Source organism: Bacillus sp. NMCC4 (assembly GCF_002998555.1).
Taxonomy (GTDB): Bacteria; Bacillota; Bacilli; order Bacillales; family Bacillaceae; genus Bacillus.
Map to the genome: position 1 here is coordinate 25166 of NZ_PVRA01000004.1, position 15773 is coordinate 40938.

At 42.7% G+C, this 15773-nt stretch carries 15 protein-coding genes; 13 read left to right on the forward strand and 2 right to left on the reverse strand.

Annotated elements, in window-relative coordinates; all coding sequences use genetic code 11:
- The first annotated feature begins 61 nt into the window (after positions 1 to 61).
- Positions 62 to 1759 (forward strand): NAD-dependent malic enzyme, encoded by a 1698-nt coding sequence (locus tag C6Y02_RS09885; protein WP_106031164.1) that lies wholly within the window; start codon positions 62 to 64, stop codon positions 1757 to 1759.
- 43 nt (positions 1760 to 1802) lie between these two features.
- Here C6Y02_RS09885 and C6Y02_RS09890 read toward each other — a convergent pair whose 3' ends face one another.
- Complete coding sequence (locus C6Y02_RS09890) at positions 1803 to 2117, reverse strand: PepSY domain-containing protein (protein ID WP_106031165.1); 315 nt, start codon at positions 2115 to 2117, stop codon at positions 1803 to 1805.
- Between the two features lie 199 nt (positions 2118 to 2316).
- On the opposite strand from C6Y02_RS09890, the gene C6Y02_RS09895 reads away from it, so the two are divergent.
- Positions 2317 to 3390: a M42 family metallopeptidase gene (locus tag C6Y02_RS09895; protein ID WP_106031166.1), complete on the forward strand. Its 1074-nt coding sequence runs from the start codon at positions 2317 to 2319 to the stop codon at positions 3388 to 3390.
- A gap of 129 nt (positions 3391 to 3519) precedes the next feature.
- Here the strand turns inward: C6Y02_RS09895 and C6Y02_RS09900 are convergent, their stop codons facing one another.
- Positions 3520 to 3966 carry a YtoQ family protein gene (locus C6Y02_RS09900; protein WP_060597027.1) on the reverse strand — a complete coding sequence of 149 codons (447 nt, stop codon included), beginning with the start codon at positions 3964 to 3966 and terminating at the stop codon, positions 3520 to 3522.
- Between the two features lie 200 nt (positions 3967 to 4166).
- On the opposite strand from C6Y02_RS09900, the gene C6Y02_RS09905 reads away from it, so the two are divergent.
- From C6Y02_RS09905 to ccpA, 11 genes are all read left to right on the forward strand, one after another.
- Positions 4167 to 5195 (forward strand): PTS sugar transporter subunit IIC, encoded by a 1029-nt coding sequence (locus C6Y02_RS09905; RefSeq protein WP_060597026.1) that lies wholly within the window; start codon positions 4167 to 4169, stop codon positions 5193 to 5195.
- Positions 5182 to 5502 carry a thioredoxin family protein gene (locus C6Y02_RS09910; RefSeq protein WP_034665496.1) on the forward strand — a complete coding sequence of 107 codons (321 nt, stop codon included), beginning with the start codon at positions 5182 to 5184 and terminating at the stop codon, positions 5500 to 5502. Before C6Y02_RS09905 ends, C6Y02_RS09910 begins: the two co-directional genes overlap by 14 nt.
- A gap of 19 nt (positions 5503 to 5521) precedes the next feature.
- Entirely contained in the window at positions 5522 to 6334 is an 813-nt protein-coding gene (locus tag C6Y02_RS09915; RefSeq protein ID WP_106031167.1) for a DUF1444 domain-containing protein, read from the forward strand.
- A gap of 16 nt (positions 6335 to 6350) precedes the next feature.
- Positions 6351 to 6956 carry a YtpR family tRNA-binding protein gene (gene ytpR, locus C6Y02_RS09920; RefSeq protein WP_060597024.1) on the forward strand — a complete coding sequence of 202 codons (606 nt, stop codon included), beginning with the start codon at positions 6351 to 6353 and terminating at the stop codon, positions 6954 to 6956.
- 196 nt (positions 6957 to 7152) lie between these two features.
- The gene (locus C6Y02_RS09925) at positions 7153 to 9903 is read left to right on the forward strand and encodes a DNA translocase FtsK (RefSeq protein WP_106031168.1); all 2751 of its coding nucleotides are present in this window, start codon (positions 7153 to 7155) and stop codon (positions 9901 to 9903) included.
- Between the two features lie 303 nt (positions 9904 to 10206).
- Positions 10207 to 11505: a UDP-N-acetylmuramate--L-alanine ligase gene (murC, locus tag C6Y02_RS09930; protein ID WP_034665503.1), complete on the forward strand. Its 1299-nt coding sequence runs from the start codon at positions 10207 to 10209 to the stop codon at positions 11503 to 11505.
- 225 nt (positions 11506 to 11730) lie between these two features.
- A complete protein-coding gene (locus C6Y02_RS09935; RefSeq protein WP_003217556.1) occupies positions 11731 to 12150 on the forward strand; it encodes a DUF948 domain-containing protein in 420 nt (139 codons plus the stop codon).
- Positions 12151 to 12176: 26 nt separating this feature from the next.
- On the forward strand, positions 12177 to 12647 hold the full coding sequence (locus tag C6Y02_RS09940) for a YtxH domain-containing protein (RefSeq protein WP_034665507.1): 471 nt from the start codon (positions 12177 to 12179) through the stop codon (positions 12645 to 12647).
- A gap of 33 nt (positions 12648 to 12680) precedes the next feature.
- Positions 12681 to 13004: a bacillithiol system redox-active protein YtxJ gene (gene ytxJ / locus C6Y02_RS09945; RefSeq protein WP_034665511.1), complete on the forward strand. Its 324-nt coding sequence runs from the start codon at positions 12681 to 12683 to the stop codon at positions 13002 to 13004.
- Positions 13005 to 13221: 217 nt separating this feature from the next.
- Positions 13222 to 14298 (forward strand): bifunctional 3-deoxy-7-phosphoheptulonate synthase/chorismate mutase, encoded by a 1077-nt coding sequence (locus C6Y02_RS09950; RefSeq protein WP_003217626.1) that lies wholly within the window; start codon positions 13222 to 13224, stop codon positions 14296 to 14298.
- A 451-nt stretch (positions 14299 to 14749) separates the two neighbouring features.
- Complete coding sequence (gene ccpA, locus C6Y02_RS09955) at positions 14750 to 15751, forward strand: catabolite control protein A (RefSeq protein WP_034665514.1); 1002 nt, start codon at positions 14750 to 14752, stop codon at positions 15749 to 15751.
- The last annotated feature ends 22 nt before the right edge of the window (positions 15752 to 15773 follow it).

The following is a 15773-nucleotide window of genomic DNA, read 5'->3' on the forward strand; positions in this document are numbered from 1 at the left end:
ATGTTTTTTCGCCTTTCACACAAAATAACGACAAAATGAACTTGTGAAAGGAAGAGTGCAGGTGAACCAATTTTATCGTGTACATGGTGATGTCATTGAAACACCATTAAGAGGGATGGAAGTCATGTCCGTCCCTTATTTAAACAAAGGGGTTGCATTTACTAAGGAAGAGCGGGAAGAGCTTGGTTTAAAGGGATTTCTACCGCCTAAGGTTTTAACATTAGAGGATCAGGCAAAGCGTGCATATGAGCAGTTCAAGGCACAGCCGGATGAACTGGGGAAAAATGTGTATTTAACATCACTTCATGACAGAAACGAAGTGCTTTTTTACAAATTACTAAATGAGCACTTGGCGGAGATGCTGCCGATTGTCTACACGCCGACTGTTGGAACAGCCATTCAGCGTTATAGCCACGAGTATCGAAAGCCAAGGGGGCTTTATTTATCGATTGATGATTTGGAAGGCATGGAAGAGATTTTTGCCTCTTACGGTGTTGATGAATCAATTGACTTAATCGTTGCGACAGATGCAGAAGGCATTTTAGGTATTGGAGACTGGGGTGTTGGCGGTATTGCCATTTCAGTCGGGAAACTTGCTGTTTATACAGCCGCAGCAGGCATTGATCCTAGCCGCGTGCTGGCCGTTGTGCTTGATGCCGGGACGAACCAGGAAAGTCTCTTGAATGATCCGCTTTATGTTGGAAATCAGCATTCTCGCGTTCGAGGAGAACGTTATGATCAGTTCATTGATCAATATGTAGAGCTTGCCCGCGCAACCTTTCCAAATGCACTCCTTCACTGGGAAGACTTTGGGACAAAAAATGCCCGAGCCATATTGGAAAAATATAAGGAACGTATTTGTACATTTAATGATGACATTCAAGGTACTGGAGCTGTTTCACTTGCTGCGGTTCTGGCATGTGCAAAAGCTTCGAAGGTTCCGCTGAAAGATCACCGAATCGTCATTTTCGGAGCGGGTACGGCAGGGATTGGCATAGCGGAGCAGATCCGTGATGCTCTCGTAAGAGACGGTGTCAAAGAAGAGGAATCATATGATCATTTCTGGTGTATTGATAAAACAGGATTGCTTACAGATGATTCGCCTGACATTCAGCCATTTCAAAAGCCATATGCAAGACGTTCTGACGAAGTAAAGGATTATGCCCGTAACGGTCCTAAGCATTCCATTGATTTATTAGAGGTGGTCAAACAGGCGAAACCAACCATCTTAGTTGGCACCTCGACGGTAGGAGGAGCATTTACAGAGGAAATTGTGAAAGAAATGGCGTCACACGTGGAGCGCCCAGCCATTTTACCGATGTCGAACCCAACACCTCTTTCAGAAGCAAAGCCTGAAGATCTCATCGAGTGGACAGAAGGACGCGCCCTTGTGACAACGGGAAGCCCATTTGATCCTGTCGAATATGGCGGCGTGACATATGAAATTGGGCAGGCGAATAATGCCCTTGTGTTCCCAGGGCTTGGTCTTGGAACGATTGTGTCTAAAGCCCGCCTTATAACAGACAGCATGTTTGTTGCGAGTGCTGAAGCGATTGCCAGCATGGTCAATGTCGGAAAGCCGGGTGCAGCGATGCTGCCAAGTGTGGATCAGCTTCGAACTGTTTCAGCGACAGTGGCTGTCCGTGTGGCGCAAGCAGCGATCGATGAAGGTATTGCAGAGGAAACGCCTGAGGATCTCATTCAGGCTGTACAGGACGCCATGTGGCATCCTGTGTACAAAAAAATCAAAGCCATATAAAAAAGAAGCTTCGCAAGGACACGCCTTTGCGAAGCTTTCTTTATCAAGCCACAGAATCAATGACATCAACGATCAGGCCTGTTTTGGCATCAATCATGACTTCGTACTGTTCAAGCTCGCCAAAGGCTGAGCGAGTAATGCCAGATTTGTACACATCAATCGTTTCACCATTTACGGTATACGGTTCTGGTACAGTATAAATCCAAGAGCCATCAATCGGGCCGCGCTGTTTAAAAGCAGATTTCACAATTTTTAATGCTTTTTCAGACGAGATATACGTAGGGAAAAATACTTTCTTTGCAACAATTGCAGCGGCTACGCCAATACTCGCACCAATCAGAACATGTTTTAACTTCAACGTGCTGCACCTCCGTATTGCTGTTTTTTCCATTATACAAAACTTGTCCATTGATGTTAAGGAATCCGAATACTTGAAAGCATATTCAAAATTTCTGGAGAGATACTTGGAAAACCGAAAGAATTCTTATAGTATAAAGTGAGTGTTATTTTTATAGGAATATATATGGTCATTACATAGAAACGAGGTAAACCGTAGAATGAATGAAGAAACATTGTCGCTTTTCCGAAATTTAACAGAATTACAGGGAACTCCAGGTAATGAGCACCATGTGCGTGCTTTTATGAAAAAGGAACTTGAGAAATATTCTGACGAACTCATTCAGGATCGTCTTGGCGGTTTGTTTGGGGTACGCAAGGGACCAGAGAACGCACCTAAAATCATGGTGGCTGGTCATATGGATGAAGTGGGATTCATGGTTTCATCCATTACGAAGAACGGGATGATACACTTCCAAACACTCGGCGGCTGGTGGAGTCAAGTCATGCTGGCACAGCGTGTCGACGTTCATACCGTTCACGGACCAATTCCTGGTGTCGTCTCTAGTACACCGCCTCATCTTCTAACACCAGAACAAAAAAGCAAACCTGTGAAACCATCAGACATGCTGATTGATATTGGGGCAGACAGTGAAGAAGAGGCAAAAGAACTTGGCATTCGCCCAGGACAGCAAATCGTGCCTGCAACAGTCTTTACCCCTATGGCGAATCCTAAAAAGATTTTAGCGAAGGCTTGGGATAACCGCTATGGCTGTGGACTTGCGATTGAATTATTAAAAGAAATAAAAGACGAACCTCTTTCATGTCATCTGTATTCAGGTGCAACGGTTCAGGAAGAAGTAGGGCTTAGAGGGGCAGAAGTAGCTGCGAATATGATTCAGCCAGATCTGTTCTTTGCTTTAGATGCAAGCCCTGCAAACGATGTGACAGGTGACAAAACCCAATTCGGCCAGCTTGGTAAAGGAGCACTTCTGCGTATTTTTGATCGAACCATGATTACGCATCGCGGGATGAGAGACTTTGTGCTCGATACTGCTGAGTCAAACAGCATTCCATACCAATACTTCGTATCACCGGGTGGTACGGACGCTGGACGTGTGCATATTTCCAACCAAGGTGTGCCTTCTGCTGTCATTGGGGTGTGCGCTCGCTACATTCATACAAGTCATTCAGTATTGCATGTGGATGATTACGCAGCGGCAAAAGAATTAATTGTCCGCCTGGTGAAAAACTGTGATCAAAGTACAGTGGATTCTATTTATCAACAGGTGTAAATGTAATAGAAAAGGCTGCCTCTTTCATGAGAGCAGCCTTTAGTGTGTATATGTAGACAAAACCTCGCATTCATTGCCAGGTCTGCAAAGGTTTCGAAAAGAGGAAAAAAGGTTGCAGTTTCACCTTTTTTATTGCTGTTCAAACACGTAAGATAACGCCTTGATCGCTTGGTTCACGGTTTCTACAGTGATATTCGCTTTGTTTGATAGTTCCTTTAACGGATGGTGCAGTTCTTTTGGGCGGATCAAAATGAGAGGTTTTCCTTTTGTGATGGCAGCAGATGCATCCATTGCCGTGTTCCACTGTTTATATTTCTCACCAAAGCGGGCAATGACGACGTCTGCCTTGTTTAATAAGATCTCAGTACGGAAATTGTTCAAATCAGAAGCCGCATCATCTTTGAAAATGGCATTCGGCTGCTCACCTAAAATGTCCTCACCAATGTGATCTGAGCGGTCATGATTCTCCATTGGACCAACAAACGTCACCGGCAGTTTCAACGATTGGCTTTTCTCCTTGATTTCATCACGCCACTGGCTATGAATTTCTCCTGCTAAATAGACGGTTAATTGCATAACGATCTCCTCCTTTTGTACAAACTTAGTAAAGGTTTGCCCTGTTTCTTTTCATGTTACACAAGAAGTGCTTGATAAAGCAAAAAAAATATGATTATGATATTCATGGTAGAGACTATTTTTCATCGTAAGAATACTACATATAATGGGAAGGACAGGCCTCTTCGTCTTTCCTATGAGAAAGCAGGAAGACGACGTTGATGACTTATTTGAAAAGAAAAGGGATCTCCCTTTCGCCAAAAGTGTACTTCATTGATGCACTCTCTTATATGGCTTTAGGTCTATTTGCTACATTAGTGGTAGGGCTGATTTTAAAAACAGCAGGCGGTCTGTTATCACTTCCGCTCATCATCAAAATGGGAACACTTGCGATGGGGCTCATGGGACCAGCAATCGGTGTAGCCGTTGCGTATCGCTTACATGCATCTCCTTTGATCATTTTTGCAAGTGTTGTCTCAGGTGCTGCAGGAGCAGAGCTTGGTGGACCTGCTGGAAGCTTTGTCGCAGCATTAATTGGTGTGGAACTCGGCAAGCTGGTCAGTGGTGAGACAAGAATTGATATTATTTTAACGCCGCTTGTCACCATTATTACTGGCTTTTTCACCGCCGCTTTGATCGGTCCTGGGATTGAAGCCATGATGACAGGGCTTGGTAGGCTCATCATGTGGGGGACTGACCAAAGTCCGCTGATCATGGGCATGCTAGTAGCGACCATTGTTGGACTTGCCCTCAGCTCACCGATTTCAAGTGCGGCGCTTGCGCTCATGCTTGACTTAAGCGGAACAGCGGCTGGTGCTGCAACGATTGGCTGCTGCGCTCAAATGGTCGGCTTTGCCGCTGCAGGCTTTAGAGAAAATCGTTTTGGCGGTCTTGCTGCTGTCGGCATTGGCACGTCAAAATTGCAGCTGCCGAACATTGTGAAAAATCCCCTTATCCTTATTCCGCCGACGATTGCGGGTCTCATTCTCGCGCCAATTGGTATTATTGGCTTTGGGATGGTCAATAATGCGGCAGGGGCAGGTATGGGAACGAGCGGCCTCGTTGGACAGCTCATGACACTGACCGTTATGGGATTTCATCCATCCGTTTTTCTGGCGATCGCTCTTTTGCATATCGTTGGCCCGGCAGTGATTAGTTTGGTAGTATCAGAATGGATGAGAAAGAAAGGCTATATACAATTCGGAGATTTAACCATACAAACTGGAGGAATGAAACATGAAAAAAATTGAATCAAACGAAGAATTACAAAAAGTGATTCAAGAAGACTTAACAGTATTGCTATTTTCAGCTGACTGGTGCCCGGACTGCACCTTTATCGAACCATTCTTGCCAGAGCTTGAAGCAAACTACCCAGAATTTGAGTACTTCTATGTGGATAGAGATCAGTTCATTGACACTTGCGCAGAGTGGGAAATTTACGGCATTCCAAGCTTTTTAGTTTTTAAAAATGGACAAGAGGTTAACCGCTTTGTCAGCAAGGATCGTAAGACGAAGGAAGAGATTGAAGCATTTTTAACAGATTCTCTTTCTAAATAATGAAAGGAGGGTCTAAATCATGGCAAAAATGACATCAAGACAGCTTGCGAACGAACTTAAAAGCCGTCTGACAAATGACAGCTGGTCACACCAGTTTGACCGAGAAAAAGATACGCTTCGTATTGAAGATAAACAAACAAATAAAGGTATTACACTAGAGCTCCCGCCAATCATTGCAAAGTGGGAAGTAAAGCCTGATGAAACATTAGATGAGATCGTTTACTATGTGAAAGAGGCGCTAAGTGCCATGAAAGGCGAAGCGCAGCACATCTCAGGAAAAGAAAAGCAAATTTATCCTGTCATTCGTTCCACTTCCTTTCCTGAGGCATCAAGTGATGGCATTCCCCTCGTTTTTGATGAGCATACAGCAGAAACGAGAATCTTCTATGCACTTGACCTTGGAAGCACCTACAGATTAATTGATGAGAAAATGCTTCAAAAGGAAAACTGGACAAAAGAGCGAATTAGGGAAACTGCAAGCTTCAATGTCCGCTCACTTGAAACTGTGGTGAAAATGGATGAAGTCGCAGGCAATCGGTTTTATTTCTTCCGTGCGAATGACGGATATGATGCCAGCAGACTTTTAAATGAATCGATTTTACAAGAATACGCGCAAAAAATAGAAGGACAGATGGCCATTTCTGTTCCCCATCAAGATGTATTCATCATTGCAGATGTTCGCAATGAATCAGGCTATGATATTTTAGGACAGATGTCGATGAGCTTCTTCGCCAGCGGCACGGTTCCGATTACCGCATTGTCATTTTTATATGATGAGGGCAAGCTTGAACCGATCTTTATTCTTGCTAAAAACAGACCAAAACAGCAGTAGAAGGGAATTTTGAAGAATGAACGTTTTTTATAATGCAGAAGGTGTAGGCGACACACTCCTTATTTCATTGAAAGATGTGACGAGAGAAGAAGTAGGTCATGAGAGGTTTGGAGATGTCGTAAGAATCTTCAATCAAGAAACAAAAGAAACAACAGGTTTTAATATCTTCAACGCATCCACTTACATGAAAATTGAAGAAAACGGATCTGTACCGCTATCTGAAACACTTGTTCAAGATATCAACGAAATTTTAAACCGCAACGGTGTAAGTGAAACGTTGACCGTGGATCTATCACCAAAATTTGTTGTCGGTTATGTAAAGGAAAAAGAAAAGCATCCGAATGCAGATAAATTAAACATTTGCCAAGTAGATGTTGGCGATGAAACATTACAAATCGTGTGTGGTGCACCAAACGTTGATCAAGGGCAATATGTCGTGGTTGCGAAGGTTGGTGCGGTGATGCCAAGCGGTTTGGTCATTAAAGATGCTGAGCTAAGAGGTGTTCCATCAAGCGGAATGATTTGTTCAGCAAAAGAACTAGATCTTCCAGACGCGCCTGCTGAAAAAGGGATTCTTGTTCTAGAGGGAAGCCACCAAGCTGGCGAACCCTTTAAAGCGTAACCTCCCATAAACGGGCACATAGGAGCGAAGAATGTGTTATACCAAAAGTCACTAAGTACGTACTTAGTGACTTTTTTTCATCTACAGACAGCACAAATAGCAAAGAGCAGCACTTTTCTCGCTTTTCTGCATGAAAAAGCAATGGTATACTAAAAATCGCCCAAGAAAACGTAAGGGGAGTTAAAGTGAGTGATAAATGATGAGTTGGTTAGATAAATTTTTTAGTGTATTTTTAGGAGAAGAAGAAAAGAAAGAAGAAAAAGCTGTGAGACCTAATGAAGGTCCAGCTGCACGAACGCAGCCAGTTTTTGAACAGCATAAAGAATATAAAAAAATTGAAGATACAAAAGTCTATTATGAATATCCGAAAGGCAACTTCCGCTTTCCGCTCGTTCCAGATGAACCTCTGCGTGACGGAGTGAAGCAGGAAAGAAGACGCGCAAAGCCAAGCAAGCCAAAGGCTAAGCAGAAGACCTATGAGCCAAAACAAACGGTGCAGCCTGACATCAATAAAAAGCCATTCAAAACAGAGCAAATTCCATCACCGATCTATGGCTATCATCAGGATATGCGTCCAAAACGAACAGAAGCGAAAGAAGAATCATCTCCTGTTCAAATGAAAGCAGCAGAAACAGCGCAGCGTGTCACCCTGTTATCAGAAGAGGCAGAGCGTGTACGGAATGTCAGACAGCAAATGAACATTCCGTCAATACGGAAAGAAAATCGTATGGAAGAAACGGTTTCAGCCCCAGCCGAAGAAAGAGTGGACATGCAAACAGACGTGACCCCGCTTACTTTGCAAGAGGAACTCGCTTATCAGGATCACGTTCAATCGACGATGGAGCGTTTAAATGACGAGCCTTTCATTCAAACAGAGGAAAAAGAGCCAGCCTTTTCTGAGCCTCAAGACCATATTGAAGCTGACTTACATAATCAGGAGGCCGAAGCTTATCAAGAACAGCCGGTAGAGGCTGAGCCGGAACAGGATGTCTCAAGCGATGACGAAGAAATAAAAGGCGAGCCGGTACATCAGTTTGTAGATCATACGGAGGAAATAGAACCGTTGACATTCGAAACAGCAGAAGACACACATCCCGCAATTGAAATGGAAGTAGACATGCCGGCAGAAGAAGTTGAGGTAACAGAAGACATCCCAGCAGAACCGGTCGCGGAAATAGAAGCTGATTCCATAGAAGATCATCAAGAAGAAGTGCCAGCGGCAGCATTTGAAGAAGCTGAGCCAGTCGCCAAGCATGATCTGCAAGAAGACCAATTGTTGGAAGAAGCTGAAATAGTAGAAGATCAAATGATGCCAATAGAACAAGTAGCAGACGATGAGACCGCTACTGAACCAGCAGAACCTGTCATAGAGCAGCAAGAAAAGCAAGAACAAGTGCATGAAGTCAAGGAAGAAAAACCGAAACAAGCAGCTCCGCAGACGCAACGTACAAGCGGACAAACCTCAACGGTTCCTTTTAACGTCATGATGTTAAAAAGTGATCAGCGTGTGCAAGGGCAAAAGAAAGCAGCAGATGCACAAGGGTATGTTTTCCCAAGTCTCGCCCTTTTAGACGTACCTCCAGCTCAAAAAGAAGAGGACGGGACATGGGTGAAAGAGCGGGCAGAGCTGCTCAATGCCACGCTGAAAAATTTCAATGTCAGAGCAAGTGTGGTTCATGTCACGCAAGGCCCTTCTGTGACAAGGTTTGAAGTACATCCAGAACCAGGTGTCAAAGTGAACAAAATCACGAACCTATCAGATGATATTAAACTCAGTTTGTCCGCAAAAGATATTCGAATCGAAGCACCGATTCCAGGAAAGAACACGATCGGGATCGAAGTGCCGAACCTTCACAGTAAAATGGTTTTCTTACGAGAGATGATCAGAAGCAGTGCATTTAGAGACAATCCATCACCTTTAACAGCAGCACTCGGATTAGATATATCCGGCCAGCCTGTTGTGGTTGATCTGCAAAAAATGCCGCATGGCTTAATTGCTGGAGCAACAGGGTCAGGAAAAAGTGTCTGTATCAATACCATTTTAGTGAGCTTAATGTTTAAAGCGTCACCAGATGAAGTAAAAATGCTCTTAATCGACCCTAAAATGGTTGAATTAGCGCCATATAATCACATTCCGCATCTCGTGAGTCCTGTCATCACCGATGCCAAGACAGCGACAGCCGCTCTGAAATGGGTAGTGGATGAAATGGAAAGGCGCTACGAACTGTTTGCACACTCTGGCGTGAGAGAAATTAAACGATTCAATGAGCTTGTCAAAGAAAAACAAATGGGTGAAAAACTGCCTTATCTTGTCGTTGTGATCGATGAGCTCGCTGATTTAATGATGGTCGCACCAAATGAAGTCGAAGAAAGCATTTGCCGAATCGCACAAAAAGCAAGAGCATGCGGCATTCATTTATTGATTGCGACACAAAGACCTTCTGTCGATGTCATCACAGGTCTCATTAAAGCCAATATCCCAACAAGAATTGCTTTCTCTGTCTCAAGTCAGGTAGATTCTAGAACGATCATTGACATGGCAGGTGCAGAAAAGCTTCTCGGAAAAGGAGACATGCTTTTCTTAGAAAATGGCTCCGGCAAGCCGACGAGGCTGCAAGGGAACTTTGTATCAGACCGTGAGATTGATCAAGTAGTGGCACATGTAAGAAAACAGCGTAAGCCAGTGTTCCTTTTCGAACAGGAGGAATTAATGCTCCAAGGCTCTGCGATTACAGATGAAGACGAATTGTTTATGGATGCCTGCCGTTTTGCGATTGAGCAGAATAGCGCTAGTACATCGAGTTTGCAGCGAAGATTTAGAATTGGCTACAATCGTGCAGCCAGATTGATCGACATGATGGAACGCGAGGGCATGATCTCTGGTGCAAAAGGCAGTAAGCCAAGGGAAGTCCTTATGACACTGAGTGACTTAGAACAGCTGATCTAAACAAACCACTTCATTTTTTTTATAAACATGGTATGATAGCACATAGGTGCAATTTTGTAATTGGACGCTTTTCGTATGCCTGTCAGAACGCTTTTTTATGTAAAATGAGCGAAAGCAGGTGTTAGAAATAGGAAAGTTGTCGGATACTAATCATAGTTAATATTGATTAGAATAGGAAGATCGGAAAAAAATCTTTATTTGGAGCTGCGATCTGTGAGCCGCTAGAGGCGAAAATCACAAGTTGCAAATTGAAATGAGCGTCATATACTGTAAGTCAGATAGACGTTTGTTGGAGGTACAATTATGACTGTTTATCATTTTGTTGGAATAAAAGGGACAGGTATGAGTCCACTGGCCCAAATTCTTCATGATACTGGGTATACTGTCCAAGGATCGGATATCGAAAAACATATCTTTACACAAAAAGCATTAGAAGAACGAAATATTAAAATTCTTCCATTTGACCCAGATAATATTCAGCCAGGGATGACCGTGATTGCAGGTAATGCATTTCCTGATACACACCCTGAGATTGAACGTGCCCTTTCTGAAGGGATTCCTGTCATTCGTTACCATAAATTCCTTGGAGAATACATGGATTCATTCACAAACGTTGCGATTACTGGTGCTCATGGTAAAACGTCGACAACAGGACTGCTTGCCCATGTGATGCAATCAGCGAAACCAACTTCATACTTAATCGGTGATGGATCTGGTATGGGGAAAGAAAACAGCGAGTATTTTGTATTTGAAGCATGCGAATACCGCAGACACTTCCTCAGCTATCATCCAGACTATGCGATCATGACCAATATTGATTTTGATCATCCTGATTATTTCTCGGACATTGACGACGTGTTTGATGCGTTTCAAAACATGGCGCTTCAAGTGAAAAAAGCCATTATCGCTTGCGGTGATGATGAGCATCTGCCCAAGATTCAAGCGAAGGTACCTGTTGTGTACTACGGTTTCAATGAAGAAAATGATTTCCAAGCACGCAATGTTGTGAAAAACACGGAAGGCACTACATTTGATGTATTTGTACGCAATACGTTTTATGATACCTTCTACATTCCTGCCTACGGAAATCATAATGTCCTCAATTCATTAGCTGTGATTGCATTATGTCACTATGAAGCCATTGATGTAGAGCTCATCAAAGGGGCACTAATGACATTTGGCGGGGTGAAACGCCGCTTTAATGAAAAAGTGGTCGGTGAGCAGGTCTTAATTGACGACTATGCCCATCACCCAACGGAGATTGAAGTCACCATTGAAGCAGCACGTCAAAAATATCCAGACCGTGATATTGTCGCTGTCTTCCAGCCGCATACCTTCACACGTACACAGCAATTCTTAAGTGAATTTGCTGACAGTCTGAAAAAAGCGGACTATGTATACCTATGCGATATTTTCGGTTCAGCCCGTGAAAACATTGGGAAGCTGAGTATCGAAGATTTACGAGAAAAAATCCCGCAGGCCCAATTGATTGCGGAAGAAGATACATCTGTGCTGAAAGCGCACGAAGATGGGATTCTGATCTTTATGGGAGCAGGAGACATTCAAAAATATCTGCGTGCTTATGAGAAAGTCGCTGTATAAATGCTTAAAGGAAAAGTGCCGTTTTGATCGGCACTTTTTTTATTTTGAATAAAATGTGACAAAGGGGCTAAATGTGTCAACATCTGCCGCTTTTTTTCGTTCGCTGTGGACAGGAATCAGCGAATAAGTGTAGAATTATTATTCAATCGGTCATTCTAGGCGATGTTTGAATGATACAACGAGAGGGTAATGAATTGCATATGCCCGCAGCAAAGGAGGTATCAGATGATTATTATTCTATATCTAAGCGTTGCACTGATCGCAATTGCTTTCCTCATTCTTGTCATCTATTTGTCCAAAACATTAAAATCCTTACAGCTGACATTAAAGAATGTTGCATCAACTTTAGAAGGTCTTGAAGGTCAGATGCAAGGGATCACCACAGAGACGACACAGTTGCTACATAAGACGAATCAGCTTGCTGAAGATATTCAAGACAAATCGGCAAAACTCAACACAGTTGTGGATGCGGTGCAGGGAATTGGCGGCTCGATCAACCAATTTAATACAAGCATAAAGCAGGCAGCTGGTGCAGTTTCTTCATCCGTTGAACGAAATCAAGAAAAAGTCACGGATGTGGTAAGCTGGAGTAACGCAGCACTTGAAATTTATAAAAAATGGAAACAACGAAAGCACCAAAAATAAACCATTTTCGCATAGGAGGAATAATCATGAGCAAAGACGGAATCAATAGCAAAGACTTTTTGATCGGAACACTTATTGGTGGAATTGTTGGTGCAACAACAGCCTTATTTTTAGCACCGAAGTCAGGGAAAGAGCTTCGCGATGATTTGAACACCCAAGCGAATGTTTTAAAAGAAAAAACAGATCGCCTCACAACAGATGCAAAAGAAAGAGGCACTGAATATGTGACGATTGCGAAAGATAAAACGTCTGAATTGTCCCAACTGGTAGCAGAACAGTCAAACCAGATTTTAGACAAAGTGAAAGACATAAAAGAGCGTGCAGCTGGAAAAGCTAATCATGTGAAAAGTGAAGCAGAAGATGCAGCAGCTGACCTAGCAAATGAAGCTTCAGATGTAGCAGACGAAGCAAAAGTACGAGCACAAGAAGCGAAATCAGAAATTGAAGATGGCATCAAAGATGTCAAAGAAAAAGTAGAACAATCGACTAAAGGCTAACTCTCACTGCTCGGAGTGAAGAAGGAGAACATCATGTCAAAACAACTCATTGAAACAGAAGAACAGTTTGATCAACTAACGAATCAAGATGGGACGTTTGTCTTTTTTAAGCACAGTTTGACATGTCCGATCAGCCAAGCGGCTTTTCAAGAGTTTGAAGCATTTGCGTCTGCACATGAAGACGTGCCTACTTATTTCTTGCAAATCCAAAACACAAGAGAGCTTTCATCCTATGTGACTGAAAAGTCGGGGGTAAAGCATGAAAGTCCCCAGGCACTCGTCTTTAGCGGTGGAAAAGTGAAGTGGCATGCATCTCACTCAAGCATTACAAAAGAAGCGCTTGAACATAATCTGTAGAAGAAACGTCAGCAATTGCTGACGTTTTTTTATAAAAAAAGGTTTACTTCAACCAAAAGTATGCTATAATCTTACACATAATACTTTATCGCTTAAAAGCGTTTGGGTAATAAAGAAAATTTTCGTGACAATTCCGAAATCTTTGTTTATAATAAACCCTATCATGAGAGAATGAAAAAATAAAAAGCGAGAACAGGCAGAGGAAAGGATGACAAAAATGAGCAACAATGAACTAGAACAATTGAGACAGCAGGCAGATGAACTAAATCTTCAAATCTTAAAACTGATCAATGAAAGAGGAAGCATTGTAAAAGAAATTGGAAAGGCGAAAGAAGCGCAAGGTGTCAACCGTTATGATCCTGTCAGAGAGCGCACAATGCTGAACCAAATTCTTGAAGCAAATGATGGACCGTTCGAAAACTCAACGATTCAGCATATTTTCAAAGAGATTTTCAAAGCAGGTCTAGAGCTTCAAGAAGATGACCACAGCAAAGCACTTCTTGTTTCTCGTAAGAAAAAATCGGAAAATACAATCGTGAACATCAATGGAGAAGCGATCGGTGATGGGAAACAGCGCTTCATCGTTGGACCATGTGCTGTTGAAAGCTACGAGCAAGTCGCAGAAGTTGCGGCAGCAGCGAAACAGCAAGGACTAAAACTACTTCGCGGAGGTGCATTTAAACCTCGCACAAGTCCATACGATTTCCAAGGACTTGGTGTAGACGGTCTAAAAATTCTAAAGCGTGTAGCGGATGAATACGGTCTTGCTGTCATTAGTGAAATCGTCAATCCTGCTCATATTGAAGAAGCGATTGAGCATATCGATGTCATCCAAATTGGTGCACGAAACATGCAAAACTTTGAGCTATTAAAAGCAGCCGGATCTGTGAAGAAACCAGTTCTTTTAAAGCGTGGTCTTGCAGCGACAATTTCAGAATTCATCAATGCAGCTGAATACATCATCGCCCAAGGAAATGACCAAATCATCCTTTGCGAGCGCGGTATCCGCACATACGAAACAGCGACAAGAAATACACTAGATATCTCTGCTGTGCCAATCTTGAAACAAGAGACACATTTACCAGTCTTCGTTGATGTGACGCACTCAACTGGACGTAGAGATCTTCTCCTTCCAACAGCGAAAGCAGCTCTTGCGATTGGAGCAGACGGTGTTATGGCAGAAGTGCACCCAGATCCATCTGTTGCTCTATCTGACTCAGCGCAGCAAATGGACATTCCTCAATTCGAAAAATGGTTAGATGCGTTAAGACCACTTGTTAACATTCACGCGTAATCATAGATAGAAAAGCCGCCGGATAACTGCCCGGCGGTTTTTCTATGGATAAAATATGATGGAGATTGGGAATGAAAGGAAAAGAGCACATTACAAGCCTCAAAAGTGCTTGTTCACAATGTTTTCATTTTTAAAATTCGATAGAATCTGCTAAGATCATTGTCATAGCTGACGTTCTCGACGATTTTTCATGAAATATGATTCAATTTACAGGTAACAAGCTCATTAAAGTTTGTTTAATTTAGTTATAAAAAGAAAGGGAACGTTTTCATATGGTGAAAAAACGTGTATAATTTCATAAAAGAATGTCATTTTGATGTAGATTGAAAAATTATGTGTCTCTTTTCATCGTTTTAATGACAAATAGGATATTATTTTCCTCGTATCTGACATGTCTCTATCCAATTGGTGAATGCTATAGATATGAAGTGTATTTGAAGGAGTGATTTATGTGAATAATGTTACAATATATGATGTAGCAAGAGAAGCAAATGTAAGTATGGCAACGGTATCACGCGTAGTGAATGGTAATCCGAATGTAAAACCAACAACAAGAAAAAAGGTACTTGAAGCGATTGATCGTCTTGGCTACCGTCCGAATGCTGTGGCACGAGGGCTTGCAAGTAAAAAAACTACAACAGTTGGGGTGATCATCCCTGATATTTCTAGTATCTTCTATTCGGAGCTTGCTCGCGGAATTGAAGATATCGCCACGATGTATAAGTACAACATCATTTTAAGCAACTCAGATCAAAATACCGATAAAGAGCTTCATCTATTAAATACAATGCTAGGTAAACAAGTAGATGGGATTGTCTTTATGGGCGGAAACATCACAGATGTGCTTGTTGAAGAATTTAAGCGCTCTCCTGTGCCAATTGTTCTTGCAGCATCTGTTGAAGAGCAGGCTCAAACACCATCTGTCAATATCAACTACGAGCAAGCGATTTATGATTCAGTTCAGCTTTTAGTTGAGAAAGGACATAAGCGAATTGCCTTCGTATCTGGCCCAATGTCAGAACCGATTAACTCTATGAGAAAGCTTGCAGGTTATAAGCGTGCGCTTGAAGAAGCGGGCATCGCATTTGACGATGCGCTCGTCGCTGAAGGCGATTACTCCTATGATTCTGGAATTGAATCACTTGCTCATTTACTTGAGCAGTCTGACAAGCCGACAGCTGTTATTGCGGCTACCGATGAAATGGCGCTAGGTGTCATTCACGGAGCACAAGATAGAGGCGTATCGATTCCTGAGGATTTAGAAGTGATTGGCTTTGATAACACGAGACTTTCTCTCATGGTGCGTCCTCAGCTGACAACAGTTGTTCAGCCGACCTATGATATTGGCGCTGTCGCAATGAGACTGCTGACAAAGCTGATGAACAAAGAACAAGTGGACGATCAAATTGTTGAGCTTCCGCACAGAATTGAAGAAAGACAATCAACAAAATAAAACGAAAAAGCAGGCTTACACA